The organism is Pseudoxanthomonas helianthi (assembly GCF_017939625.1).
GTDB lineage: Bacteria > Pseudomonadota > Gammaproteobacteria > Xanthomonadales > Xanthomonadaceae > Pseudoxanthomonas_A > Pseudoxanthomonas_A helianthi.
In genome coordinates this window covers 1,028,353-1,053,333 of the sequence record NZ_JAGKTC010000001.1, presented here as the reverse complement: position 1 = coordinate 1,053,333, position 24,981 = coordinate 1,028,353, and the positions used below count along the sequence as shown (strand labels likewise).

24 protein-coding genes and 1 pseudogene are annotated in these 24,981 nt (G+C 67.0%); 10 read left to right on the top strand and 15 right to left on the bottom strand.

Translation table 11 applies throughout. The annotated features are described in order from the left end of the window. Nucleotides 1-85: 85 nt before the first annotated feature. Nucleotides 86-1,015, top strand: a pseudogene (locus J5837_RS04750) (heme o synthase); the annotation flags it as partial. Here the strand turns inward: J5837_RS04750 and J5837_RS04745 are convergent. Further along, on the bottom strand, nucleotides 1,012-1,803 hold the full coding sequence (locus J5837_RS04745) for a LytR/AlgR family response regulator transcription factor (RefSeq protein WP_210535555.1): 792 nt from the start codon (nucleotides 1,801-1,803) through the stop codon (nucleotides 1,012-1,014). The pseudogene J5837_RS04750 and the gene J5837_RS04745 sit on opposite strands and share 4 nt — an antisense overlap. Beyond that, nucleotides 1,800-2,909, bottom strand: a complete 1,110-nt coding sequence (locus J5837_RS04740; protein WP_210535554.1) for a sensor histidine kinase — start codon at nucleotides 2,907-2,909, stop codon at nucleotides 1,800-1,802. Before J5837_RS04740 ends, J5837_RS04745 begins: the two co-directional genes overlap by 4 nt. 209 nt (nucleotides 2,910-3,118) lie before the next feature. Here J5837_RS04740 and J5837_RS04735 point away from each other — a divergent pair, with 209 nt between their 5' ends. Continuing rightward, entirely contained in the window at nucleotides 3,119-3,478 is a 360-nt protein-coding gene (locus tag J5837_RS04735; protein ID WP_210535553.1) for a hypothetical protein, read from the top strand. A 136-nt stretch (nucleotides 3,479-3,614) separates the two neighbouring features. Here the strand turns inward: J5837_RS04735 and J5837_RS04730 are convergent, their stop codons facing one another. From J5837_RS04730 to dnaG, 4 genes are all read right to left on the bottom strand, one after another. After that, nucleotides 3,615-5,606, bottom strand: a complete 1,992-nt coding sequence (locus J5837_RS04730; protein ID WP_210535552.1) for a S9 family peptidase — start codon at nucleotides 5,604-5,606, stop codon at nucleotides 3,615-3,617. Between the two features lie 76 nt (nucleotides 5,607-5,682). Then, nucleotides 5,683-6,693: an MBL fold metallo-hydrolase gene (locus J5837_RS04725; protein WP_210535551.1), complete on the bottom strand. Its 1,011-nt coding sequence runs from the start codon at nucleotides 6,691-6,693 to the stop codon at nucleotides 5,683-5,685. A 109-nt stretch (nucleotides 6,694-6,802) separates the two neighbouring features. After that, nucleotides 6,803-7,324, bottom strand: a complete 522-nt coding sequence (locus J5837_RS04720; RefSeq protein WP_210535550.1) for a protein tyrosine phosphatase family protein — start codon at nucleotides 7,322-7,324, stop codon at nucleotides 6,803-6,805. Nucleotides 7,325-7,340: 16 nt separating this feature from the next. Beyond that, nucleotides 7,341-9,062 carry a DNA primase gene (gene dnaG, locus J5837_RS04715; protein ID WP_210535549.1) on the bottom strand — a complete coding sequence of 574 codons (1,722 nt, stop codon included), beginning with the start codon at nucleotides 9,060-9,062 and terminating at the stop codon, nucleotides 7,341-7,343. A gap of 72 nt (nucleotides 9,063-9,134) precedes the next feature. On the opposite strand from dnaG, the gene dld reads away from it, so the two are divergent. Beyond that, nucleotides 9,135-10,865 (top strand): D-lactate dehydrogenase, encoded by a 1,731-nt coding sequence (dld, locus tag J5837_RS04710; protein ID WP_210535548.1) that lies wholly within the window; start codon nucleotides 9,135-9,137, stop codon nucleotides 10,863-10,865. Here dld and J5837_RS04705 read toward each other — a convergent pair. The 5 genes from J5837_RS04705 to J5837_RS04685 all read right to left on the bottom strand — a co-directional run bounded on the left by J5837_RS04705 (nucleotide 10,862) and on the right by J5837_RS04685 (nucleotide 15,683). Beyond that, nucleotides 10,862-12,403, bottom strand: a complete 1,542-nt coding sequence (locus tag J5837_RS04705) for a PepSY-associated TM helix domain-containing protein (RefSeq protein ID WP_210535547.1) — start codon at nucleotides 12,401-12,403, stop codon at nucleotides 10,862-10,864. The two genes, dld and J5837_RS04705, sit on opposite strands and share 4 nt — an antisense overlap. Further along, nucleotides 12,400-12,687 carry a hypothetical protein gene (locus tag J5837_RS04700; protein ID WP_425504814.1) on the bottom strand — a complete coding sequence of 96 codons (288 nt, stop codon included), beginning with the start codon at nucleotides 12,685-12,687 and terminating at the stop codon, nucleotides 12,400-12,402. Before J5837_RS04700 ends, J5837_RS04705 begins: the two co-directional genes overlap by 4 nt. Then, nucleotides 12,684-12,956, bottom strand: a complete 273-nt coding sequence (locus tag J5837_RS04695) for a hypothetical protein (protein WP_210535546.1) — start codon at nucleotides 12,954-12,956, stop codon at nucleotides 12,684-12,686. The genes J5837_RS04700 and J5837_RS04695 overlap by 4 nt, the downstream gene beginning before the upstream one ends. A 10-nt stretch (nucleotides 12,957-12,966) precedes the next feature. Further along, nucleotides 12,967-15,093, bottom strand: coding sequence for a TonB-dependent siderophore receptor (locus J5837_RS04690; RefSeq protein WP_342345503.1), 2,127 nt, complete (start codon nucleotides 15,091-15,093; stop codon nucleotides 12,967-12,969). Between the two features lie 92 nt (nucleotides 15,094-15,185). Next, nucleotides 15,186-15,683: a GNAT family N-acetyltransferase gene (locus tag J5837_RS04685; RefSeq protein WP_210535545.1), complete on the bottom strand. Its 498-nt coding sequence runs from the start codon at nucleotides 15,681-15,683 to the stop codon at nucleotides 15,186-15,188. 70 nt (nucleotides 15,684-15,753) lie between these two features. On the opposite strand from J5837_RS04685, the gene J5837_RS04680 reads away from it, so the two are divergent. Next, nucleotides 15,754-16,383 (top strand): GNAT family N-acetyltransferase, encoded by a 630-nt coding sequence (locus tag J5837_RS04680; protein WP_210535544.1) that lies wholly within the window; start codon nucleotides 15,754-15,756, stop codon nucleotides 16,381-16,383. Nucleotides 16,384-16,421: 38 nt separating this feature from the next. Here the strand turns inward: J5837_RS04680 and J5837_RS04675 are convergent, their stop codons facing one another. After that, complete coding sequence (locus J5837_RS04675; protein WP_210535543.1) at nucleotides 16,422-16,868, bottom strand: GatB/YqeY domain-containing protein; 447 nt, start codon at nucleotides 16,866-16,868, stop codon at nucleotides 16,422-16,424. Nucleotides 16,869-16,944: 76 nt separating this feature from the next. Then, nucleotides 16,945-17,160, bottom strand: coding sequence for a 30S ribosomal protein S21 (rpsU, locus tag J5837_RS04670; protein WP_210535542.1), 216 nt, complete (start codon nucleotides 17,158-17,160; stop codon nucleotides 16,945-16,947). A gap of 171 nt (nucleotides 17,161-17,331) precedes the next feature. Between rpsU and tsaD the strand changes: the two genes are divergently transcribed. From tsaD to folK, 3 genes are read left to right on the top strand one after another with little or no spacing between them, the layout of a single operon-like run. Next, entirely contained in the window at nucleotides 17,332-18,378 is a 1,047-nt protein-coding gene (gene tsaD, locus J5837_RS04665; RefSeq protein WP_210535541.1) for a tRNA (adenosine(37)-N6)-threonylcarbamoyltransferase complex transferase subunit TsaD, read from the top strand. 50 nt (nucleotides 18,379-18,428) lie between these two features. Further along, the gene (gene folB / locus J5837_RS04660; RefSeq protein WP_210535540.1) at nucleotides 18,429-18,785 is read left to right on the top strand and encodes a dihydroneopterin aldolase; all 357 of its coding nucleotides are present in this window, start codon (nucleotides 18,429-18,431) and stop codon (nucleotides 18,783-18,785) included. A gap of 4 nt (nucleotides 18,786-18,789) precedes the next feature. Next, nucleotides 18,790-19,278: a 2-amino-4-hydroxy-6-hydroxymethyldihydropteridine diphosphokinase gene (folK, locus tag J5837_RS04655; protein ID WP_210535539.1), complete on the top strand. Its 489-nt coding sequence runs from the start codon at nucleotides 18,790-18,792 to the stop codon at nucleotides 19,276-19,278. 104 nt (nucleotides 19,279-19,382) lie between these two features. Here the strand turns inward: folK and J5837_RS04650 are convergent, their stop codons facing one another. After that, nucleotides 19,383-20,138, bottom strand: coding sequence for a pteridine reductase (locus J5837_RS04650; RefSeq protein WP_342345502.1), 756 nt, complete (start codon nucleotides 20,136-20,138; stop codon nucleotides 19,383-19,385). Between the two features lie 189 nt (nucleotides 20,139-20,327). Between J5837_RS04650 and J5837_RS04645 the strand changes: the two genes are divergently transcribed. Together J5837_RS04645 and J5837_RS04640 are read left to right on the top strand one after the other, a co-directional pair. Further along, a complete protein-coding gene (locus tag J5837_RS04645; protein WP_210535537.1) occupies nucleotides 20,328-21,800 on the top strand; it encodes a circularly permuted type 2 ATP-grasp protein in 1,473 nt (490 codons plus the stop codon). Then, complete coding sequence (locus J5837_RS04640; protein WP_210535536.1) at nucleotides 21,800-22,741, top strand: alpha-E domain-containing protein; 942 nt, start codon at nucleotides 21,800-21,802, stop codon at nucleotides 22,739-22,741. The genes J5837_RS04645 and J5837_RS04640 overlap by 1 nt, the downstream gene beginning before the upstream one ends. A 99-nt stretch (nucleotides 22,742-22,840) precedes the next feature. On the opposite strand, the gene J5837_RS04635 is transcribed toward J5837_RS04640, so the two are convergent. Further along, complete coding sequence (locus J5837_RS04635) at nucleotides 22,841-23,662, bottom strand: proteasome-type protease (protein WP_210535535.1); 822 nt, start codon at nucleotides 23,660-23,662, stop codon at nucleotides 22,841-22,843. A gap of 130 nt (nucleotides 23,663-23,792) precedes the next feature. Here J5837_RS04635 and J5837_RS04630 point away from each other — a divergent pair, with 130 nt between their 5' ends. Beyond that, nucleotides 23,793-24,977, top strand: a complete 1,185-nt coding sequence (locus J5837_RS04630) for a class I SAM-dependent methyltransferase (protein WP_210535534.1) — start codon at nucleotides 23,793-23,795, stop codon at nucleotides 24,975-24,977. Nucleotides 24,978-24,981: the final 4 nt, after the last annotated feature.

The window sequence follows — 24,981 nt, the reverse complement described above, 5'->3', positions numbered from 1 at the left end:
TCGAGCTTGCTCGACTGTTCTTTCTGGTTCCCGCGCGGGAAGCAGTCGAGCAAGCTCGACTCTACGCGGCGCGGCTGCGCGGGACCGCCCGCGCATGACCGGCAAGTTCGGCCAGTACTGGGAATTGACCAAGCCGCGCGTGGTGGCGCTGATCGTGTTCACCGCGCTGGTCGGCATGTTCCTCGCCGTGCCGGGACTGCCGCCGCTGCGCGAGAGCGTGTTCGGCCTGCTCGGCATCTGGCTGGCGGCCGCGTCGGCGGCGGCGATCAACCACCTGATCGACCAGCGCATCGACAAGGTGATGGCGCGCACCGCGCATCGACCGCTGGCGACCGGCGCGTTGGCGCCCGCGCAGGTGCTGGCGTTCGCGGTGTTCCTCGGCGCGGCGTCGATGGCGATCCTGATCGGGCTGGTCAATCCGCTGGCCGCGGGGCTGACCTTCGCTTCGCTGATCGGCTATGCGGTCGTCTACACCGGTTTCCTGAAACGGGCCACGCCGCAGAACATCGTCATCGGCGGCATCGCCGGCGCCGCGCCGCCGCTGCTGGGCTGGGCCGCGGTCACCGGCATGCGCCAACCGTGGGATTGGGCGCACGCGCTGGTGCTGGTGCTGATCATCTTCGTGTGGACGCCGCCGCATTTCTGGGCGCTGGCGATCTTCCGCCGCGACGACTATGCGCGCGCGCTGATCCCGATGCTGCCGGTGACCCACGGCGTGGAATACACGCGCTGGCAGATCCTGTTCTACACCGTGCTGCTGGTGCTGGTCACCGTGCTGCCGTGGCTGTTGGGCATGAGCGGCCTGTTCTACCTCGGCGGCGCGCTGGTGCTGGGCGCGATGTTCCTGTGGTACGCGTGGAAGCTGCTGGACCCGCCGGACGAACTGTTCGCGATGAAGGTGTTCAACTACTCCGTGGTGTACCTGATGGCGCTGTTCGCCTTCCTGCTGATCGACCACTGGCTGCTGCCGTTCCTGCAGCCGGCGGCGGCGCTGGAATTCGTGCCGACCGCCTAGCCGGGCGATTCGTCCGGCTCCTTGCGCGTTGTCGCGAGGCGCAGGAAGGTCTCGTGCTGGTAGCGGCTCATGCGCAACTGCTGGCCGGTGTCCATGGTGACCACGTGGTGGCCGTTGAACCAGGGATGGATCGCCTTGACCCGGCGGACGTTGACGATGGCCGAGCGGTGCACCCGGGCGAAATGGCGCGGGTCCAGGCGCGCCGCGAGCGAGGCCATGGTTTCGCGCAGTTCGTGCACCTTGCCGGCCAGATGCAGTTCCACCACGTTGCGGTTGGCCTTGATCCAGACGATGTCGTCGACGGGGACGAAGACGACGTGCTCGTCCACGCGCACGGGCAGGCGTTCCAGGTAGTGGTCGCGCTGGCGTAGCGCATCCAGCGCCTGCAGGATCCGCGCCGAGGCGTCGATGTCCGCGGACAGCCGCTTTTTCGCGCGTTGCAGCGTGCCGGCGAAGCGTTCGCGGCTGAACGGCTTGACCAGGTAGTCGATGGCGTTGGCTTCGAAGGCGCGCACCGCGTACTGCTCGTAGGCGGTGACGAAGATGGTCGCCGGCATGCGTTCCGCGCCGATCGTCGCGACCACGTCCATGCCGGTCATCACCGGCATCTGGATGTCGAGGAACACGAGGTCGGGCGAGCGCTCGCGGATCGCGATTACCGCCGACGCGCCGTCGCCGCATTCGTCCAGCAGCTCGATCTCCGGATCGTCGCGCAGCAGGCGCACGATCGCGTGGCGCGCGATCGGCTCATCGTCGACCACCAGCGTGGAAATCCGCGACGGACTCATGCGGGCACGTGCTCGGGCGGATCGTCGGGCTCTTCCATTGCGCGGAACGGCAGGCGAATGCGGCAGGCGACGCCCTGCGGCCAGGTCATGTCGAGGCGGATGTCGGCCGCTTCGCCGTAAAGCTCGCGCAGGCGGTGCCGCGTGTTGGACAGGCCGATGCCGTGTCCGCCGGGCGTGCCTTCGGTTTCCAGGGAACTGTTCTGGTTGCGTACCTCGATATGCAGCGTGTCGCCTTCGCGGCGGGTTTCGATGTCGATGCGGTCGCTGCCGGCGTGCCGGCCGATACCGTGGCGAATCGCGTTCTCGACGATGGGCTGCAGGATCAGGCTTGGCACGGCGCAATCCAGCGCATCGGGGGCGACGTACACCTGCGTGGTCAGGCGGTCCTTGAAGCGTTTGCGCTGGATGCCGAGGTACAGGTCGAGCAGTTCCAGTTCGCGGCGCAGGCTGATCTCCTGGCCGTCGTAGTCCTCGAGGAAGGCGCGCAGCAGTTCGCTCAGGCGCAACAGCATGTCCTCGGCGGACAGTTTGTCTTCGTCGAGCAGGGTGGCGATGGCGTGCAGGGTGTTGAACAGGAAATGCGGTTGCAACTGGGTCTTCAGCACCTGCAACCGCGATTGCGCCAGTTCGGTGGCCAGGCGGCTCGCTTCGACCTCGCGGCGCGCCTTTTCGGCCTGCAACCGCAAGGTGTGCTGGATCGCCAGCAAGGCCCAGTAAGTGATCAGGCCGGCCAGCGCCTGCTTACCGAAGAACTGGTGGAACTGCACGCTAAACGAACTGGGCTCGAATGCCGTGGACACGGCCGCGCCAACGAATAGCGCCAACATGGTCAGTCCCGCGCTGGAGACCATGTGCCTGCCCAACGAACGCAGCCGGAAAGGCGCTTCGATCGGATAGCGCTCGCCGAGCCGGAACACGATCGGTGCGAGCGCGGCCCAGGCGTACCACTGGATGGCCGACCAGCGCAGGTAATCGAACGCCGACCATACAGGGCCTTCCTGGGTGTCGCGCAGGTAGCCGTGCAAGGCGGACACCAGCACCACGGCTGTCCACAGCGCGAAATAGCGCCGCAGGGAAATGCGTGTGGTGCCGAGTTCGACGGTCATGGCGGCTCGTCCGGGATGGCACCCGCATCGTAGCCACGCACTGGCGCAAGGAAAAGCACGCTGTCGCCCGACTACGATTCGCGCCGCCGCAACGACGATTCGTCCCGCATCGGTGGCCGTGGCCGGCCCTGCCCGCATCAGATGGAAGGACCGGGTTGCGCGAGCGATGCGCAACCGGTCATTCCGACCCATCGACCGGAGACCTTGCCATGCGCCCGACCCGCTTCGCCCTACCGGCGGCTTTCCTGCTCGCCACCGCCGTGCACGCCCACGCCGGCGACACGCGTTACGTCGACCTCGTCAACCGCGCCCACGACAGCGTGACTTCGTTATCCGTCGCGCCGGCAGGCAGCGATGCATTCGAGGATGTCCCGCTGGAACCATTGAAGGGCGGCGGCGACTCCGCCACCGTCAGCGTGGATGCCGAAGGCTGCCGCTACGACTTCCGTTTCCATTTCAGCAACGGCAGGACGATGGTCTACGAGAACGTCGACGTCTGCCGTTACGGCAAGATGTACATTCGTCCCCTGCCGACGGGAGATGGCGAACATCCGTACGTCGTTCGCTGAGGCAAGAACGCCAGTGACGTAGGGTGGGCACGCCTTTCGTGCCCACCATCGGCGAGATCGTCGCAATGGTGGGCAGGTGGAGCCTGCCCACCCTACTGGTCGTCGCGACGGAAACGAGCGCAGCGCAACGCGCCGATCAATTCAACAGGTTCTGTTGCCAAAACAGAATGCTCGCAGCACCGAACCAATCGCTGTTGCCCTTCTTGCGGAAGCCATGACCTTCATCGTCGTACAGCAGGTACCAGACCGGCTGGCCATTGGCGCGCACCGCCTTCACGATCTGCTCCGCCTCGGTATAGGGCACGCGCGGGTCGTTCTTGCCCTGGGCGACGAACAGCCGCGACCTGATCCGGTCGGCGTGGCGCGCGGGGGAAATTTCCGCGAACACCTTCTGCATTTCCGGCGTGCGTTCGTCGCCGTATTCGGCGCGGCGCAGGTCGCGGCGGTAGCTTTCGGTATTGGTCAGGAAGGTGGCGAAATCGGAGATGCCGACCAGGTCGATGCCGGCGCGCACGCGGTCGCTGTAGTGCATCAGCGTGGCCAGGGTCATGTAGCCGCCGTAGCTGCCGCCCACGACGCCGACACGCGAGGCATCCAGTTCGGGCTGCTGCGCGATCCAGTCGAGCAGGGCGCCGATGTCCTTGACCGAATCTTCGCGCTTTTCCGCATTGTCCAGCGACAGGTAGGTCTTGCCGTAGCCGCTGGAGCCGCGCACGTTCGGCACCAGCATCGCTACGCCCAGTTCATTGGCCATGAACTGCGCGTTGGGGCTGAAGGTCGGGAACGACTGGCCCTCGGGGCCGCCATGGATGTTGATGACCACCGGCAGCTTCTTTCCCGCGGGCACGTTCGCCGGCTTGTAGTAGAACGCGGGAATGGTGCGCTTCTTTCCATCGACTTCGTCGAAGGTCGGGTAACGCACTAGCGAAGGCGAGACGAACTTGGATGCGTCGAGGCCGCCGACTTCGCTGCGTGTCCAGCGGACCAGCTTGGCGCTGTCCAGGTCGATCACGTAAGCGTCGCTGGGCGAAGTCGCACTGTTGATGCTCAGCGCGAGGCGCTTGCCGTCGGGCGAGAACGTGCCGGCACCGAACACGCCGACCGGCAGTTCCGGCAACTTCACTTCCTTGTGCGACGGCAGCGCCAGCACGTGCAGCTTGCTGATGCCGTCCTCGTTGGTGACGTAGGCCAGGTGGCGGCCGTCGTCGGCGACGGTGAAGCCGTCCACGTCCCACGGGATCTGGCGCGACAGCACTTCGAGCTTGCCCGTGGCCGGGTCGTGGTAGCGCAGGGTCTGGAATTCCTGCGCCTTGCCGTCCAGCGGTTCGTCGGACACGAAATAGACCGCACGCCCGTCAGGCGCGAACTCGAAGCCGCCGAACGCGGCCTTGCCGCCGTCGACCGGGAACATTCGCAGCTTGCCCGTTTCCAGGTCGACCACGCCGGGATACGACTCGGCCGCGGAGACGTACTTCACCACCAGCAGTTGCTTGCCGTCGGGCGAGAAATCCTGCGCGCTCCAGCTGCCGCCTTCGGTCACCACCGGTTTCGCGGTGCCGCTGGCGACGTCGCGCACCCAAATGTCCGTGTCGGTGCCGTTGCGCGCGGTGCTGCTGTAGGCCATGCGCGCGCCGTCCGGCGAGAACAGCGCGCCGTTGTTCTGGTTGCGCTTGCCATCGGTCAGCAGGGAAATCTCGCGGCTGGCATCGTCGAACCAGTACAGCTGCGAGAACTCGTCGCCGCCCTTGTCCTTGGAGAACACGAACCCCGATCGCGCGGCGCGCGCCGGCGCGGTGGCCAGGCCGGCGACGGGCTCCGGATAGAAGGTCAGCTGTTCGCGCATGCCAAGCGGCTGGCATACGCGGTGCGCCTGCGCAGTTTCGGCGAAGCGCGTGGAAACCAGCAGGCAACCGTCCTTGGTCCAGCCGGCCACGGCCGCGCCGCGGGTGTTCTGGTAGCGGTTCAGGCGCTCGATCAGCTCGGCGGGAATCGCCGGGATGTTTTCGCTGGTGCGGTTGCCGACGACTTCGCGCTTCACGCCGGACGATGCCGCCTCGCCGGTCTGGGCGAGGGCCGGCGTGGCGACAAGGGCGAGGGCCAGCAGGGACAGGCGGATGCGGTGCGACATCGGCAGGGCTCCAAGGGGATTCCCGCCAGCTTACCGCGCCTCCGCCGCCCTGCTCGGGCCGAAGGTCATGCCGCGGTCATTCGGCGACCCAGACGTAGGTGTGGGTACCCTCGCGCTTTTCGAACTTGCCCACGCCCGGGAACGGGAAGTGCACGCCGTAGATGCGCTGGCCGCTGGCCGCGCTTTGTTCGATCAGCTTCTGGCGGCTGGCCGCAGCCAGCGCAGTGTCGCCGCCGCCGTCGAAGGCGTTGACCCACTCCGGTTTCTGCACCGAGATGATGGAACTGTGCGCCGCGTCGCCGATGTACAGCAGGGTGTCGTTGCCGGAACCGATCAGGTAGCCGGAATGGCCGGGCGTATGGCCCTTGATAGCGACCGCCTTGACCGTTCCCGGCACCAGCTCGCTTTCCGGCGCGAAGGCGTCGAGTTTCGGCGTGACCGCCGCCACCAGGGCCGCATGGTTTTCGATGCCGAAGGCCTTGGCCTTCTCCGCGTCCAGCCCGGTCAGGAAATCCCATTCCGGCTTCGACACATGCACGGTGGCGTTGGGAAAGGCCAGCTTGCCTGCGGCATCGACCAGGCCGCCGATGTGGTCGCCATGCGCATGCGAGATGAAGATGTCGGTGACGCTGGCCGCGTCGATGCCCGCGGCGGCCAGCGAAGCGGGCAGCTTGCCGGCGCTGGGGCCGAAGTTCGATGCCGCACCCGTGTCGAACAACAACACGCGATCGCCGGCCTTGACCAGCAGCGGTTGCAGGCTCAGCTGGATCTTGTCGGTCGGCGCGCCGGAGGCGGAGAGGACCGCGGCGACTTCTTCCGGCGTGCGGCCGACGCCGAACACCTTGTTGTCGTTGGGGAATTCCAGCGCGCCGTCGCGCAGGGCGAAGGCCGACAGCGTGCCGATCGAAAACGCCTTCACATCCTCGCTGGCGGCCGCAGGTGCCGGGGCAGGTGCGGTGGCGGCAGGCTCGGCTTTGGTTTCCGCAGTCGCCTGCGAGGCATCGTTGCGCGGGGCGCAGGCGGTCAACGCCGTAGTGATGGCGAGCGTGAGCAGCGACTTCGAAACCAGGGCGGCAAAACGCGACATCGGATTCTCCAATGAGTGGGGTCAAGCGATTCTGTTCCGCACGCTGGTGCGCGGCAAGCTTGAAAACGGAAGTCAGCGTGCCGCGAGCCGCGTGCAACGGCCGTGCGGATTACGGCTGCGTTGGCTTCACCGCCGCAGGGGCCAGCCCGAGCTTTTCCTCGACCACCGGGGACAGCGACTTCATCCCGGCCTGTTTGCCGAGTTCCAGCGCTTGTGCCGGCGGCAGGCGTTCTTCCTGCGCGGCCATCAGCGCGAGCAAGGCGCCCGCGCGGTTGCCGGAGGCACAGTGCAGCAGCACGCCGTCACCGCTTTCGTCGAGCAGCTTCTTCAGGGCGGTGGCATTGGCCGGCGTCAGGTCCTGCGCGCCGGCGATCGGCAACCTGAGGTACTTCAGCTTGCGCTGCTGCAACTCGCGCGCTTCGTCGTAGCCGTGGTCCTCGCTGTCGGGACGCAGGTCGATCACCGTGCGCACGCCCTGCGCTGGCAATGCATCGAGCTGTTCCAGCGTCGGCTGTCCGCCGGTGCGCAATCCGGGGCGCGGCTGGGCGAATTCGCCTGCCTGAGCGGCGGCGGCGAAGCAGGAAAGGCATGCGAAGAGGATTGCGAAGTTGAAGCGGCGAATCGCGTTCATCGTGGCCTCCAAAGGCTCAATGTGTCGCGCGCGCCTGCAGCAAAGCGCGCAGTTCGTACTTGTCGGCCTCGTCCAGGCCAGTTTCGCGGTGCTTGGCCTGCAGTTCCTCCAAGCGCTGCTGCAGCGTCTGCTTCTCCAGTTGCGCCACCGCGTCGAGCAGTTCCGCACGCCAGTGCGTCTCCTCGCCCGGCAGTTGCTGCATCGCCAGTTTCTGCAACGCGGCCAGTTCGTCGCGCTCGGCGAAGTGCTCCAGCAGAGCGCCGGTGCTGATCTCCGGCCGGGCCTGCACGATGTCGAGCAATTCGACCAGCAATTCGACGCCGGGATGGCGCAGGTTGGCAAAACCATACGGCGGTTCCACCGCCAGCGCCAGCGATGGCGAATGCAACAGGCGCACGATGGCGCTGCGCACCAGACTGGGCTTGCCGCCGGCGTTCGGCAGCGCGCGCGCAACGCGCACCGGCGGGGCAGGTGCCGGCGTCTGGGCGCCGATGCCGGTGATACGCGCCAGCTCCTGCTTCATCAGGTCGCCGAACGCGCCATCGGGGATCTGCGCCAGCAGCGGGCGCGCGCGTTCGGCCAGTCGCGCCTTGCCATCGAGCGTGGCCAGGTTCACTTCCTTCGACAACTCGTCGAAGAAGAACTGCGACAGTGGCGTGGCTTGGCGGAGGCGCGCGTCGAACGCGTCCTTGCCTTCCTTGCGCACGATGGTGTCCGGATCCTCGCCATCGGGCAGGAACAGGAAGAACGCCTGGCGCCCGTCCTTCATCCGCGGCAGCGCCGATTCCAGCGCGCGCCAGCCGGCCTTGCGCCCGGCGTTGTCGCCGTCGAAGCAGAAGTACACGTCGGGCGCGTTGCGGAACAGCAGCTCCGCGTGGTCCGGCGTGGTCGCGGTGCCCAGTGTCGCCACCGCTTCGGTGACGCCGAACTGGAACAGCGAGACCACGTCCATGTAGCCTTCGACCACGATCAGCCGTTCGAGCTTCTGGTTCGACTGGCGCGCCTGCCACAAGCCATAAAGTTCGCGGCCCTTGTGGAACAGCGGTGTTTCCGGCGAATTCAGGTACTTCGGTCCGTCGTCCTTCTCCAGCACTCGGCCGCCGAAAGCGATGGTGCGTCCGCGCCGGTCGGCGATCGGGAACATCACCCGGTCGCGGAACTTGTCGTAGACATGGCCGCGGTCGTTCTTCGAGAACATGCCGCCGCGTTCCAGCAGGGCCAGCCGACGCGGGTCCGTGCCCAGCGCGTCCTTCAACGCCGAATAGCCTTCCGGTGCGTAGCCGATGCCGAACAGTTCGCGCGTATGTTCATCGACACCACGTCCATCGAGGTAGGCGCGCGCTTTCTCGCTGTTCGCCAACTGGCGCTGGAAATACTTCGCCGACGCTTCCATCGCCGCGTACAGGTCGCGACTGTCGTCGTTCTGGTTCTGCTGGCGGGTATCGCGCGGCACTTCCATGCCGTTGCGCTTGGCCAGTTCCTCGACCGCGTCGAGGAACTCGAGGCGGTCGTAATTCATCAGGAACGAGATCGCCGTGCCGTGCGCGCCGCAGCCGAAGCAGTGGTAGAACTGCTTGGTCGGCGACACGGTGAAGCTGGCCGAGCGCTCGTCGTGGAACGGGCAGCGCGCCGCGTACTCCTTGCCCTGTCGTTTCAGCGGCACGCGCGATCCGATGACCTCGACGATGTCCGTCCGGGCCAGAAGATCGTCTATGAAGGCGTCGGGGATGCGTGCCATGCCGATGCGATTGTACTTCGGCGCCCTGGCTCCGGCTGGCCGCATCGGCCGGATTCGCGGGAGAATGCGGCCATGGCTGCCGTCGATTCCGCAACCCTGCTGGCGCGCCTGCGCCAAACCGTCGGCGCGGCCCACGTATTCACCGGCACGCGCGCCACGCGCCGCTTCCGCAAGGGCTATCGCTTCGGCGGAGGCCCGGTGCTGGCGGTGGTGCGCCCGGGCACGCTGCTGGAGCTGTGGCGCGTGCTGCAGGCGGTGGTCGAGGCGGGGCGCATCGTCATCCTGCAGGCGGCCAATACCGGGCTGACCGGCGGTTCCACGCCGGACGGCGACGATTACGATCGCGACATCGTGCTGGTCAGCACCTTGCGCCTGGTCGGCGTGCAGTTGCTCGATGGCGGCAGGCAAGCCGTCTGCCTGCCCGGGGCCACGCTCGATGCGCTGGAAAAGGCGCTGGCGCCGCTGGGCCGCGAACCGCATTCGGTGATCGGCTCCTCGTGCATCGGGGCGTCGGTGCTGGGCGGCATCTGCAACAACTCCGGTGGCGCATTGGTGCGGCGCGGGCCGGCCTATACCGAACTGGCGCTGTATGCGCAGGTCGGCGACGGCGGCAGGTTGCGGCTGGTGAACCACCTGGGCATCGCGCTGGGCGACGAGCCGGAACAGATCCTGTCCCGGCTGCAGGCCGGCGATTACCGCGAAGAAGACGTCGTCCACGATCCGGCGCGCGCCGCGTCCGATCCGCGCTATGCCGAACAGGTGCGCCAGGTCGATGCACCGACGCCCGCGCGCTACAACGCCGATCCGTCGCGATTGCACGAGGCTTCGGGCTGCGCGGGACGGCTGGCGGTGTTCGCGGTGCGCGTGGACACTTTCCCGCAGGAACCGGCGACGGTTTTCTACATCGGCAGCAACGACCCGCACGACCTGACCGGGCTGCGCCGCGAGCTGCTGACCGCGCCCGGCCGCCTGCCGATCTCGGGCGAGTACATCCATCGCGATGCGTTCGACATCGGCGCGAAATACGGCAAGGACGTGTTCCTGCTGATCGATCGCTTCGGCACCGACAGGGTGCCGGCGGCGTTCGCGCTGAAAAGCCGCGTCGATGGCTGGTGCGAGCGGATCGGGCTGCGCGGTGCGACCGATCGTGCATTGCAGGCGTTGTCGGCGCTATGGCCCGATCATCTGCCGCGCCGCCTGCGCGAATACCGCAACCGTTACGAACACCATCTGTTGTTGAAGGTGTCGGCGGACGACGCCGGCGCAACGAGGGCGCTGCTGGAGCGCTTCTTCGCCGGCAAGGCGGGCGGCTTCTTCGAATGCGATGCCGACGAAGGCCGCAAGGCCTTCCTGCACCGCTTCGCGGTGGCCAGCGCAGCAGTGCGCTATCGCGAGACGCATCGCGCGAGCGTCGAGGACATCGTTGCGCTGGACATAGCCCTGCGCCGCGACGACCGCGACTGGGTGGAGACGCTGCCGGCCGACCTCGATGCGGTCATGGCGGCGAAGCTCTATTACGGGCATTTCTTCTGCCACGTGTTCCACCAGGATTACATCGTGAAGAAGGGCGTCGATCCGCTGGCGATCGAGCATCGCATGTGGGCGCTGCTCGATGCGCGCGGCGCCGAGTATCCGGCCGAACACAACGTCGGCCACCTGTATCGCGCCAAGCCGGGGCTGGCGGCGTTCTACCGTTCGCTGGATCCGGGCAACCGCTTCAATCCGGGCATCGGCCAGACCTCGAAGCGTGCGGACTGGGGTGAAAGCGTGCAGGGGTCGCGCCAGGCGGATCCGATCCGCTAGCGCAGCGCCCACACGCTGTTCGAATCGCCTTGGCGGCCGCGCCGCAACGTCGCCTGCGCCATTCGTGCATACGCCAGCGCCATGACCAGCGCGATCGCATCGATGAAGAAGCGGTGCCAGTGCCCCTCCGCGAAAGCGGCGAACAGGTGTTCGCCCATGCCCCACCAACCGGCCAGCGGAATCGCCGCGGTCAACAGCGCGCACAGCCACAGCAGTTCGTGCCCGGCGCGCGCCGGCTGGCGCAGGCCGGCCCATAGCAGGCAGGCGAAGAACACCGCGAAATAGGCCGGTGCGGCCTTGGCCTGCGGGAATAGAGCGCCGAACACGAACAGCGCCGATACGCCGGCGACACAGCCCAGGCAGACGCCGAGGGTCAGCGCCGCCATGACCCGCGTGCGCCGCGGCTGCTCCGGCTGCCTGCGCTTGCGCCGCGACTCGATCCACAACAGGTTGCCGCTGTAGAACAGAAAGGCGCCGGCCAGACCGAGCACGAAGTACAGCCACTTCACCGCATCCCGGCCGAAGTTGCCGTAGTGCAGTGCCTGCAGGCCGCGCAGCATCAGCATGCCCGGGGTCATGGTCCTGGGCGCGAAGGCGTTGATGACTTCGCCGGTTCCCGCCTTCATCGCGACCGCGGCCAGCTGGTTCAGCTGGCGCTGTTCGACCACGCCGTACAGCGTGGCCCGTGCATTGGCGTCGCCGACGTGGGTCAGGGACACGCCTTCCACCTGCAGTTCCGGCATCGCCCGCTTGCCGCGTTCGAGCAGTTCGCGCACTGGCAGCGTCGGCCCCGGCGCATGGGCGGGCGGCACCTGCGGCGCACCGTAGAAATCCGTTTCGACCAACTGCATGAGCTTGCCGTCGTAGACCAGCGACTGGAACGGGAGCATCAGCAACAGGCCGATCGTCAGCACCGCGCCGCTCCACGCGAAGATCACGTGGAAGGGCAGCGACAGGATGCCGATGGCGTTGTGCGCATCCTGCCACAGGCGCTTGAGGTTCTTGCCCAGGCGCAGCGCGAACAGGTCCTTGAAGAAGCCCGGCGCATAGATCACCACCCCGCTGACCAGGGCCAGGCCGTACAGGACGCAAACCACGCCGAACAGATAGGTGCCGAACGGCTTGGGCAGGCCGGCGGTGAAATGCAGGTCGTAGATGAATTCGACGAAGGACTGGCCGAACAGGCTCTCGTGCAGCGGCTTGTCTTCGTCCTCGTCGAAGGTGAAGCGGTGCGAGGTGTCGGTGGCGAGTTCGTACCAATAGGCCGAAGGTTGCGGGCCGTGTTCGCCGGGCAGGACCAGGTACACGCTTTCCGCGGCCTCCGGATGTTCCTTCAACAGCCGGTCGAGCAACTGCTGCGAACGCCCGATGGGGTCTTCCGCCACCTGCGCAGCGGCGCCGGTCCGGTTCCAGTCGCTGATCTCGTGCGAGAACACGGTGATCGCGCCGGCATAGAACGCGATGAACAGCGCCATGCCGGCGAACAGGCCGACCCAGGTGTGCAACGCAAGGAACCGACGCAAGGTCGCGGCCTTCATGCGTTCACCCCGATCCAGCCCAGCGCCTTCAAGCCATACAACAGGCCGAAGCCGGCCAGCGTCGCGCCGCCCAGCCACAACCAGGCGCGCAAGCCGCTCTTGAACGCGAAAGCCAGCGCCATCGCCGTTATCCATACCGGGAAAGCCAGCAACATCCACGGCAGCGCGGTGATCTCCGCGCGACCCGGCCACGCCAGCGCGCACACGCCGACGATGCCGATGGTCAGCGGCAGGCCCAGCAGCAGCGCCGCCAGCCAGCGCGGCCACATCGCGACGTCCTTCATGGCGCGCCCCGCTTGCGCAAATGGAGCGCGACGTCGGCATAGGGCAACAACACCAGCGCCAGCATCAGCGCGGTCAGGGCCGAAAACACGCCTGCCCAGACGCCCAGCCGCGCGACCGCGAAAGCCAGCGACGTGCAGGTGCCGATCCACGCGGCCATGCGCAACGCGGCCGCACGGGACCGAGTGGCGGGAAGCAGCCGTTGGTGGTTGCTGGATAGGTAGAAGCCCAGTGCGGCGAACAGGGACAGGGACAGATAGGCAGCGGTCATCGCAGCGTCCTCAGAACCGCCAGTCGAGGCTGAGCGAATAGTTGCGAGGCGCCCCGTAGTAGCCGATCTGGTAGAGGCTGTTGATGTATTTCTCGTCGGCCAGGTTGTTGACGTTGGCGCGCAGCGTCGCGTTCGGCAGGAAATTCCAGGCCACGAACGCATTCATCACCGCATAGGCGCCCTGGCGGACCGTATACCCGGTGTAGCTGTCGACCGCAGAGGTCTTGCTCTGCCAGCGGCCACCGAGGCCGAAGGAAAGCGCCGGGTGGGACGGCAGCCTTGCGGTTACCTGCAGGTTGGCGGTCTGGCGCGGATACCATTCGTATTCGTCCTTGCCGTCCGGACCGGTCAGCTCCAGCGAGGTGTAGCCGAGCACGACATCGATGTTGTCGCCCAGCTTGCCGCTGGCTTCGAATTCGAAACCCTCGGATTCGACGTCGACGCCCGTGTAGTAATACTGGAAGTCTTCGGTCACGCCCGCATAGGTGGAAAGCCCCTTCTGTTCGGCGCGGAACCAGGCCAGCGTCGTCATCAGGCGCTTGTCGAGCCAGTCCTTCTTCACGCCGACCTCGTAATTCACGCCTTTCGAGGCGTCGAGGTAGTTGCGGTCGATGTCGTACTGATCCTGCGGCTGGTAGATGTCGGAATAACTGACGTAACCGAGCAGGCTGTCGGTGAAGTCGAAGGTCAGGCCGGCGTAGGGGCTGGTCTCGCGTTCGGTCTGGTCGAACAGGACGCCCGTGTTGTCGCCGTCGCGATGGTATTCGGCGAAGTTGAAGCCCAGGATCGCCTTGAACCTGTCGCTGAGCGCCAGCCGGGTAACGCCGTAGACGCGCTTGAGTTCCTGGTTCAGCACGCTGTAGAAGGTCTTCGGGCCCCAGTTCGGTTCCGGGACCGCATTGCCCGCGTAGGGAAAGCCCGGCAATGCCTCGAAACCGGAATCCGGCGCGTGGTTCCAGTACGTCTGTTCGCTGCGCGCGACGCTCGCACCCAGCATCGCCTCGTGCTCGCGCCCGAACAGCGTGTAGCGCCCGCTGATGCTGATGTCGCCCAGGTGCGAGGTGGTTTCGTCGACGTATTTGCCGGGCCAGCCCAGCAGGCCTTCGCCCGTCTCCGGGTCCAGTCCGGTGGCGGAATAGGCGAAGAACAGCTGGTCGTCGTTGCCGGTGCGGCGGTAGTTGTAAGAGGCCTTGATTTGCCAGTCGGCCGGGAGCGCGTAGGTGTATTCGACGAAAGCGTTCTGGGTGGTCGTGTTCCAGTACGTCCAGTCCTGCGTGGTCGACGCGCTGGTATCGAATTCCGCCTGCGTGCCGTCGTTGTTGACGAGGGTCAGCGCGCCCCACATGTTGCCGTCGCTCTTGTTCGCCTGCCAGGCGTAGCCCAGGGTCAGCGTGCCGTTGTCGCCGATCTGTCCGTCGACGACGCCATAGAGGAAGGTGCGGTCGTTCTTCAGCCCGCGCAGGTAGGAGTCGCCGACCTCGCGCGCTGCGACCACGCGCGCGGCCCAGGCGCCGTCCTCGGTGATCGGTGCGGAGTAGTCGACTTGCACGCGCTTGCTGCCCCACGAGCCGACGCTGACGCCCACGCTGCCTTGTTCGTCGTTGGTCGGCCGCTTGCGCACGTAGTTGATCGTGCCGGAGGCGTTGCCCACGCCGGTGAGCAGACCGTTCGCGCCGCGGATCACTTCCAGCTTCTCGTAACCGAAGGAATCCAGCGCACCGGTGACGATGCCCCAGTCGTTTGGCAGGCCGACGCCGTCGATCTGGTTGTTCTTGATCTCGAAACCGCGCGCCGCGTAATTGGTGCGATTGGTTTCCCATTCCTCGACGCTGATGCCGGTGGCCAGGCGCAGCGCGTCGTTGATGGTGTCGGCGCCGAACCGTTCCATCTGCTCCCGCGTCACCATGCCGATCGATTGCGGGGTTTCCTTGATGGCCAGGTCGAGGTTGGTGGCGCCGTTGCTGACGCGGTCCGCGCGTTGGGCGACGACCAGCACCTTGTCCAGGTCGGTGGGTTGGGCGCCGTCGGCAGGGGTATCGGCACCCCGCGCCTGGGCATGGATAGCGATCAGCAGGCAGGCGGAGAGCAGGGAGGCGCGCGGAAGACCGGCGCGAAGTCGGGGAAGGTTGGCGGACACGGGGAATCCCGGCAAATCGTGGGGGACGCGGCGATTCGGCTGACGTCCGGCCGGGACAGCTTATTTGAGAATGATTCTTATTTCAATTGCGATCAGGTGTCCGCCTTCGCCGCCAACGCCAGCAAGCCCTCGCCATCGAGCCGCTGCACCGTCCATTCGTCCATGCCGACCGCGCCGAGGCTGCGGTAGAAGTCGATCGCGGGGGTATTCCAGTCCAGCACCGACCATTCGAAGCGCCCGCAGCCGCGCTGCACCGCCAGCTTCGCCAGACGGATCATCAGCGCACGGCCCAGGCCCAGCCCGCGGAATTCCGGTCGTACGAACAGATCTTCCAGGTACAGCCCGCGGCGGCCGCGCCAGGTCGAGAAGTTGTGGAAGAACAGGGCGAAGCCGGCGCCCTGCCCATCGACTTCGGCAATGATCACCTCCGCGCCCGGACGCTCGCCGAACAGCTGCTCTTCAAGCAGGTCTTCGGTCGCTTCGACCGCATCGGGCTCGCGTTCGTATTCGGCCAAGGCGTGGATCAACTCGAGGATCAGTGGAATGTCGGCGCGCGTGGCGGGGCGCAGGACGATGGTCGGCGTGGTCATCGGGCAAGCATGCCATCGACGGGCGCGATCGCGCACGGCGGCGTGCGATGATCCTCGCGGGAGGACGGGGATGACCGAACAAGTGCGTTTCCGGGCGGCGACGGCCGACGATGCCGAAGCGGCGGTGCCCTTGATCCACAGCTCCGGACCGGCCGCGTTCGAATACGTGTTCGCGGTGCCGGGACGCGGGGACGCGCGGGATTTCCTGATGCGTGCGTTCGTCGATGGCGCCAGCGAATTCGGCTGGCGCAACCATCGGGTCGGCGAACTGGACGGCCGCGTGGTCGCGGTCGGCGCCGGGTTCGGTGGTGAATCGACGCTGGCCTTCACCCTGGCGGCGGCGCGGCAGATATTCGGCCACTACGGAATGCGCGCGCCGGGCGTGGTCGCGCGCGGATTGCGTGTCGAACGGGTGATCCAGCCACCGGCGCGCGGCATGCACTATCTCGCCCACCTCGGCGTGGTGCCGGATTTGCGCGGGCAAGGCATCGGTCGTGCGTTGGTCGCGCACCTGGTCGAACAGGGCCGCGCCCAGGGCAAGCGGCGCATGGTGCTGGACGTGGCGACCACCAATCCGCTGGCGCAGGCGCTTTACCAACGGCTGGGTTTCGCCGTCGCCGGCGAACGCCTGTCGACGCTCGCCAATGCGCGCGGCAGCGTGCCGGCGCATCGGCGGATGGAGCTGATGCTGCCCGGATGATTCCAGGCCAGCAGGTCGCCGCAGGCGACGAGCCGTCGTCAGCCGACCAGCTTCTTCTTCACCAGCGCGGACACCTGGCCCATGTCGGCCTGTCCGGCCAGCTTGGGCTTCAGCACGCCCATCAGCTTGCCCATGTCGGCCGGACCGGTGGCACCGGTCTCGGCGATGGCGGCGTCGATCGCGGCGAGGATTTCCGCCTCGCCCAGCTTGGCCGGCAGGTAGCCGTCGATCACCGCGATTTCGGCGCGCTCGATCGCGGCCAGGTCCTCGCGACCGGCGGTTTCGTACTGGCTGACCGAATCCTTGCGCTGCTTGACCATCTTTTCCAGCACGGCCAGCACCGCCGCGTCGTCCAGCTCGACGCGCTCGTCGACTTCCTTCTGCTTGATCGCGGCGTTGATCAGGCGGATCACGCCCAGCTTGTCCTTGTCGCCGGCCTTCATCGCGGCCTTCATGTCGGCGGTGAGTTGTTCTTTCAGGCTCATCTCGGTCTCCGAATCCTTAAAACACAAAAAGCCGGCCACGCTCGCGCGTGCCGGCTTCCTTGCGAAGCATCGTCGCTCAGTACAGGCGCTGGCGCTTGGTGACGTCGCGCGAGCTGCGGCGGATCTGGCGCTTCACCGCGGCAGCGGCCTTGCGCTTGCGTTCCTGCGTCGGCTTTTCGTAGAACTCGCGCTTGCGGGTTTCGGCCAGCACGCCGGCCTTCTCGCAGGTGCGCTTGAAGCGGCGCAGGGCAAACTCGAACGGCTCGTTTTCGCGGACTTTGACGCTGGGCATACGTGATCTCGGTGGTTGGAAAGTCCGGCCGTGGATGGCCGGGCTCTTGCGGACGAATCCGCGCATGATTCCCCGGTCGACCCGGGGGAGCCGCGCATTATACTGAAGCCATCGGGCGCCGTGCAAGCCGGTACCCTTCCGAATCAAGCGGATAGCCCCCATCTGAGCCCCATGCGCGTCCTAGGCATCGAAACCAGCTGCGACGAAACCGGGGTGGCCGTGTACGACACCGGCCGGACCGGCGCGTCCGGGCTGCTGGCCCATGCGGTCTACAGCCAGATCGCCCTGCACGCCGAATATGGCGGGGTGGTGCCCGAACTGGCCAGCCGCGACCACGTGCGCAAGCTGCTGCCGCTGGTCCGGCAGACCCTGGCCGAGGCCGGGCTGGCCCCCGGCGACCTCGACGGAGTCGCCTACACCGCCGGGCCGGGTCTGGTCGGTGCCCTGCTGGTCGGCGCCGGGGTGGCCCGTTCGCTGGCCTGGGCGCTGGGCGTCCCGGCCGTGGCCGTGCACCACATGGAAGGCCACCTGCTGGCCCCGCTGATCGAGGACGACCCGCTCCGCGGCCGGCCCGAACCCCCGTTCGTGGCCCTGCTGGTCTCCGGCGGACATACCCAGCTGGTCGCGGTGGAGGCCATCGGCCGTTACCGGCTGCTGGGTGAAACCTTGGACGACGCCGCCGGCGAGGCCTTCGACAAGACCGCCAAGATGATGGGCCTGCCGTACCCCGGCGGGCCGCAGTTGGCGAAACTGGCCGAGCAGGGCCGGCCGGGCGCCTACAAGTTTTCCCGGCCGATGACCGTCTGCCCCGGGCTGGATTTCAGCTTCAGCGGGCTGAAGACCCAGGTGCTGCTGGCCTGGCGCGACAGCGACCAGTCCGAGACGACCCGCGCCGATATCGCCCGTGGGTTCGAGGATGCGGTGGTCGACACGCTGGCGATCAAGTGCGAACGCGCGCTGGACGCGGCCGGGTGCGACACCCTGGTCGTCGCCGGCGGCGTCGGCGCGAACAAGCGCCTGCGCGCGAAACTGCAGGCGATGGCGGAGAAGCGCGGCGGCCGCGTGTGCTTCCCGCGCCCCGAGTTGTGCACCGACAACGGCGCGATGATCGCCTACGCCGGTGCGTTGCGCCTGCAGGCGGGCCAGCACGAACCCGCCGAGGTCAAGGTGGTCGCGCGCTGGGACATGGCGACGCTGCCGGAAGTGGCGAGGGGCTGATTCACGGCAAAGCGGCTAAGCTTTCGCGTTCACGCATTCCGGCAACGCACATGGACATCGTTTTCATCGAAGACCTGCGCATCGAAACGGTCATCGGCATCTACGACTGGGAACGCAAGATCCGCCAGATCGTGGCGCTGGACGTCGAGATGGCTTTCGACAACCGCGTGCCCGCGGCCAGCGACGACATCGCCAAGACCCTCGACTACAAGGCGGTGTCCAAGCGCTTGATCGCCTACGTGGAGGCCGCCGAGTTCGGCCTGGTGGAAACGCTGGCGGAAAACTGCGCGCGGATCATCCGCGAGGAATTCGGCGTGGCCTGGGTGCGCCTGAAGCTGGCCAAGCCCGGCGCGGTGACCGGGGCGAAATCGGTCGGCGTGGTCATCGAGCGCGGCACGCGCGACTGACGCCGTGGGCATCGCCTACCTCAGCCTCGGCAGCAACATCGAGCCGGAAAAGCACCTGCGCGCGGCGATCGCCGAATTGCGCGAGCGCTTCGGCGACGTGCTGCTGTCGCCGTTCTACCGCACGCCGGCGGTCGGCTTCGACGGCGCTGATTTCCTCAACGCCGCCGCCCGCATCGAAACCGGATTGTCGCCCGAAGAACTGGATGCGTGGCTGCATGCGCTGGAAGATCGCCATGCGCGCGATCGCAGCGGGCCGCGATTCTCCAGTCGCACGCTGGACGTCGACCTGTTGCTGTACGACGACCGCGTCCTGCGTGGCCCGGGTCACCTCGAACTGCCGCGTCCCGAATTGACGAAGCAGGCTTTCGTGCTGAAGCCGATGGCCGACATCGCGCCGGAGGTGGTGCACCCGGCCTTGGGCAAGACGCTTGGCGAGTTGTGGATGAAGATGCGCGCGGATGGCGATCCGTGCGTCGAAGTCGCGCTGCCGTAGGAGCGCCCTTCAGGGCGCGACCGGAATGGCGCTACGCCGATAGTTTCAAGGCGTGCCTGTTCTTAGGTCGCGCCTTGAAGGACGCCCCTACGAGGGGGAAAAGGCTATACCAGCCCGCGCCCGCCATCGACGCGAATCACCTGCCCGGTGGTGTAGCTCGCCCCATCCAGCAGCCATGCGACGGCATCGGCGATTTCCTCCGCGCTGCCGGTGCGCGCGAGCGGGGTGCGCGCGATGATCGCCTGCTGGCGTTGCGCGTCGCCGTCTCCCGCCTGCGTGGAGGCAGGCTCGGGCCACAGGATCGCGCCCGGCGCGATGGCATTCACCCGCACCTCGGGCGCGAGTTCGATGGCCAGCGATTGGGTCATCATCGCCAGCGCGGCCTTGGCCATGCAGTAGACGGAATGCCGCGGCAACGGACGTTCGGCATAAAGATCGACGAGGTTGACGATCGCGCCGCGCGTTGCGCGCAGGTGCGGGGCCGCCGCCTGCGCCAGGAAGAACGGCGCGCGCGCGTTGCTGGCGAACAATTCGTCCCATTGCCGTGGCGTGGTTTCGCCGACCGGCGTCGGATGGAAGGTCGAAGCGTTGTTGACCAGCGCATCGAGGCGACCGAAACGGCCGACCGTCTTCGCGACGAGTTCCGGCAGGCGGTCGAATTCGGCCAGGTCGGCCTGCAGCGTCAGCGTGCTGCCTGGCCGTTTCGCTTCCAGCTCCGTTGCCAACCTCTGCATGTCCTGCGCGGAACTGCGGTAATGCAGGGCCAGATCGTAGCCGTCCGCATGCAGGCGGCGGGCGATGGCCGCTCCGATGCGGCGGGCGGCTCCGGTGATCAGGGCGACGCGGCGGGAGGTGGGCACGAGACGCTCCGATGACGATTCATGGTGCATTGTCACCCAACTCCCATGGCTCGAGCACCGCTTTGGTGCACGCAGCGAAAGGCACATGAAGCGTCAAGAAAATACCTTGACGCTCGTGTCGTTTTACGGGCATGTTGCAACGCAAGACCGTACCGGACAACGTCCGGTCGGCATGGTCGAAGGAAGGGAATGGACTGGGCGAAATACCGCACCACCACCTATGACGAGCTGATCCAGGCCGATGGCCAGGCGCGGCCGGCGGCCAGACGGCTGGTCGAATACCTGTCGGGCCTTTCCGGTCGCGAAATCGCCGAACGCCAACTGGCCGCCGATGTCGTCGCCCGCGTGCAGGGCATCACCTTCACCGTGTATTCCGATGGCCGCAATGTCGATCGCACGCTGCCGTTCGACCTGATCCCGCGGGTGATCCCGCGCAGCGAATGGGAACGCACCGAAGCCGGCCTCAAGCAACGCATGCAGGCCTTGAACCTGTTCATCGGCGACATCTACGGCCCGCAACGGATCGTCAAGGACAAGGTGTTCCCGGCGATGCTGTTGAAGGATTCGGTCAATTTCCGCCCCCAATGCGTGGGCATCCGGCCGCCACTGGGCGTGTGGGCGCACATTTGCGGCAGCGACCTGGTGCGTGATGCCGACGGCACGTTGTACGCATTGGAGGACAACCTGCGCATTCCCTCCGGCGTGTCGTACATGCTGGAGAACCGCATGGTGGCCAAACGCGTGTTCCCGGAATTGTTCGAGACCAGTTCGATCCTGCCGGTCGACGAATATCCGTCGCAGCTGTACGACACCCTGGCGGCGTTGTCGCCGCGCCCGGGCGACACGCCGGTGATCGCACTGCTCACGCCGGGCGTGTTCAACAGCGCCTATTTCGAGCATGCGTACCTGGCCCAGGCGATGGGCATCGAGCTGGTCGAAGGCAGCGATCTGTTCGTCGCCGACGACGACTGCACCTACATGCGCACCGTGTACGGCCCGCAACGCGTCGACGTGGTCTACCGGCGCGTGGACGACCTGTTCCTGGATCCGGAGGTGTTCCATCCGGATTCGGTGCTCGGGGTGCCGGGTCTGATCCGCAGCTGGCGCGCGGGCAAGGTCGCGCTGGCCAACGCGCCGGGCGCGGGCGTGGCCGACGACAAGGTCGTGTTCGCCTATGTGCCGAAGATGATCCGCTACTACCTGGACGAAGAGCCGATCCTGCCCAACGTGCCGAGTTACCTGTGCCACAACGCGAAGGACCGCAAGTACGTGCTCGAGCACATCGACGAACTGGTGGTGAAGCCGGCCAACGAATCCGGCGGCTACGGCATGCTGATCGGGCCCCGCGCGACCAAGCGGGAGCGCGACAAGTTCCGCAAGCTGATCGAGGCCAATCCGCGCAACTACATGGCCCAGCCGACGCTGTCGCTGTCCACCGCGCCGATCGTCACCGACAAGGGCCCGTCCCCGCGCCACCTCGACCTGCGCCCCTTCATCCTGTCGCGCGAGGACACTTACGTCACCACGGGCGGGTTGACCCGGGTGGCGATGGTGCCGGGCTCGCTGGTGGTCAATTCGTCGCAGGGCGGTGGCGCCAAGGACACCTGGGTGGTCGATCTGGATGACGAAGCCGAGCTCGGCGCGCTCGCGAGGAGCGCCTGATGCTGTCGCGCGTGGCGGACAATCTGTACTGGTTCAGCCGTTACGTGCGGCGTGCGGAGAACACCGCGCGCCTGGTCGGCGTGGGCAGCCAGCTGCAGCTCGACCTGCCGCGCTCGGTGGATTTCGCGTGGCGGCCGTTGATCGACACGGTCGGCGTCGGCGACGTGTTTGCGGAGCTTTTCCCCGAGGCGGGACGGAACGTCGGCGACGCCGAAGTGATGCGCTTCCTGCTGCTGGACCGGCGCAATCCTTCCTCGCTGGGGAGTTCCATCGATGCCGCGCGCGAGATCCTGCGCGGCATCCGCGACAGCCTGCCGCAGGACGTGTGGGAAGCGGTCAACGACCTGCACATCTACATCGACGGCGATGGCGAGCGCAGCATCGGCCGGCGCTACCGCATCGATTTCCTCAACCGGATCACCGATGGCTGCCTGAAGGTGTCGGCCCTGCTGTCGTCGAACGTCAGCCGCGACATCGGCTTCCAGTTCCTGCGCCTGGGGACGGCGCTGGAGCAGGCCGACATGACCACCCGCATCGTCGATGCGGGCGCTTCGGGCCTGGTCACGCCGCGCAACGAGGAAGACCGCGAGACCTTCCGCAACATGCAATGGATGGCGGTGCTGCGATCGCTGGCCGCTTACCAGATGTTCCGTCGCCAGATGCGCCAGCGGGTGACCGGCGAACTGGCCCTGCGCTTCCTGTTGCAGAACGCCGAATTCCCGCGCAGCGTGCAGTTCTGCCTGACCCGCGCCCAGCGCGTCCTGCCCAGCATGCCGACGCGTCCGGAAGTGGAGCGACGCATGAACCGGGTCATGGGCCTGGTGCGCAATGCCGACCCGGTGGCGCTGGTCCAAGGCAATCCGACAACGCTCATGGACGAGATCCAGATGCACCTGGGCGGCCTGCACGAGGCCATCGCCGAAGGCTATTTCAACGGCTGAGTGCGGGCTGGGTGGGAGCGGCCGTGGCCGCGAATGCTTTTGAAAATGACTGAGGGATCCACGAGAGCATTCGCGGCCGAGGCCGCTCCCACGATCTCGCTACTGCTGTCCCTGCGCGTCGCCCGGATCCTGTCGCGCGGGCGTGCGCCGCGGCGGCAAGGAGGAAGCGGGCTCGTCGGTTTCCCGGGCCGGCTCCCACGGGAAGCGCGGCAAGCTGTGCATCGCCGCCTCCAGCTTGCGCGACCAGGTGTCGTGGATTTCCGCGTACAACGGCGTGTCCGCTTCCAGGCGCATCTTGCGGGTGATCTTCAGGTCGCCGGCACGCAGCAGGGCCAGGTCGATCGGCATGCCGACCGACAGGTTGGAACGGATGGTCGAATCCAGCGAAACGAGCGCGCAGCGCGCGGCGTCTTCCAGCGAAGTCTGCGGACGCAGGATCCGGTCGAGGATCGGTTTGCCGTACTTCGACTCGCCGATCTGCAGGTACGGCGTTTCCGGCGAGCTCGCGATGCAGTTGCCCAACGGGTAGATCATGTACAGGCCGGGGCGTTCGCCGGCGATCTGTCCGCCGAGGATCAGCGTCGATTGCACGTTGACGCCCTGCATCTGCGCGTCGTCGCCGACCTTGACCTGGCTGGCGACCAGCACCTCGCCGATGTATTCGGCGACCTCGTACAGGTGCTTGAAGGTGCGCAGGCTGCGCGCGGCCTGCGGATCGTCGGCATCGCGCTGCAGGCGCGAGATGGCCAGCTGGGTGGTGGCCAGGTTGCCCGCCGACATGACCACGAACACGCGTTCGCCCGGCCATTCGAACACGTGCATCTTGCGATACACGCGCACATCGTCGAACGAGGCGCTGGTGCGGGTGTCCGCGGCGAACACCAGCCCTTCGTCCACCTCGATGCCGACGCAATAAGTCATGGGAATTCCGCTGCGTTCTCCACCGGAGATTCTAGGCGCCGGTAATGGCCTTGGCTAGCGAATGCGCGGCATTTCGGGTGCTTTCCGCGGCTCGTTCTACAATGGTCCCACCCCACGCAAAGCATGGCACATGCAGGCCGACCTTCCCGCTCCCGACGACGACGCCCTGCGCCACAGCGAGCGCCTGGCCGCGCTGATCCGCGGCGAGATCACCGCCAACGGCGGCAGCGTGCCGTTCTCGCGTTTCATGGAACGCTGTCTGTACGCGCCGGGACTGGGCTATTACAGCGCCGGCAGCGCCAAGTTCGGTGCGGCCGGCGATTTCGTCACCGCGCCGGAACTGGGCCCGCTGTTCGCCGCCTGCGTGGCCGAGGCGGTGGCGCCGGTGCTGCGCGAACTGGGGCCGGAAGCGGAGTTCGTCGAAATCGGCGGCGGCAGCGGCGCCTTCGCGGAAACCGTGCTCAAGCGCCTGCTGCAGCTGGACGCGATGCCGGCGCGCTACTGCATCCTCGAACCCAGCGCCGACCTGCGCGAGCGCCAGCGCGAACGCCTCGGGCGCAGCCTGACGCCGCCGGTGTTCGCCGGGGTCGAGTGGCTCGAACAGCCGCTGCAGACGCGCTGGCATGGCGTGCTGTTCGCCAACGAAGTGATCGACGCCCTGCCGACGCCGCGCTTCACCTTGCGCGACGGCGAGGTGTTCGAGGAACACGTGGCGCTGGACGGCGAAGGCCGTTTCGTGCGTACGGACCGTCCCGCCGACGCGCTGCTGGCCGCGGCCGTGCGCCATGTCGAGCGGTACCTCGAGCGCCCCTTCGCCGAGGGCTATCGTTCCGAACTGTTGCCGCAACTGCCGTACTGGCTGCAGGCGGTGATGGGGCGACTGGACGCCGGCGCGATGTTGTTCGTCGATTACGGCTATCCGCGCGGCGAGTACTACCTGCCCGAACGCGACGACGGCACCCTGCGCGCGTTCTACCGCCATCACGTGCACGCCGATCCGTACCTGTGGCCCGGTTTGCAGGACCTGACCGCATCGGTCGATTTCACCGCGCTCGCCGAGGCGGGCACCGGTGCCGGCTTCGACCTGGCCGGCTATTGCGACCAGGCCGGCTTCCTGCTCGGCAATGGGCTGGCGCAACGGCTCGAGGAAGTGCAGGCGCGCGGCGACGAGAAGCTGTCGTTGAAGTTCGCCAACGAGGCGAAGAAATTGACCCTGCCGACCGAAATGGGCGAGCGCTTCCAGGCGATGGGCTTCGCCCGCGATGTGGAGCTCGGCGCCGCTTTCCTCGGCGGCGACCTGACCTGGCGGCTGTGAAAGG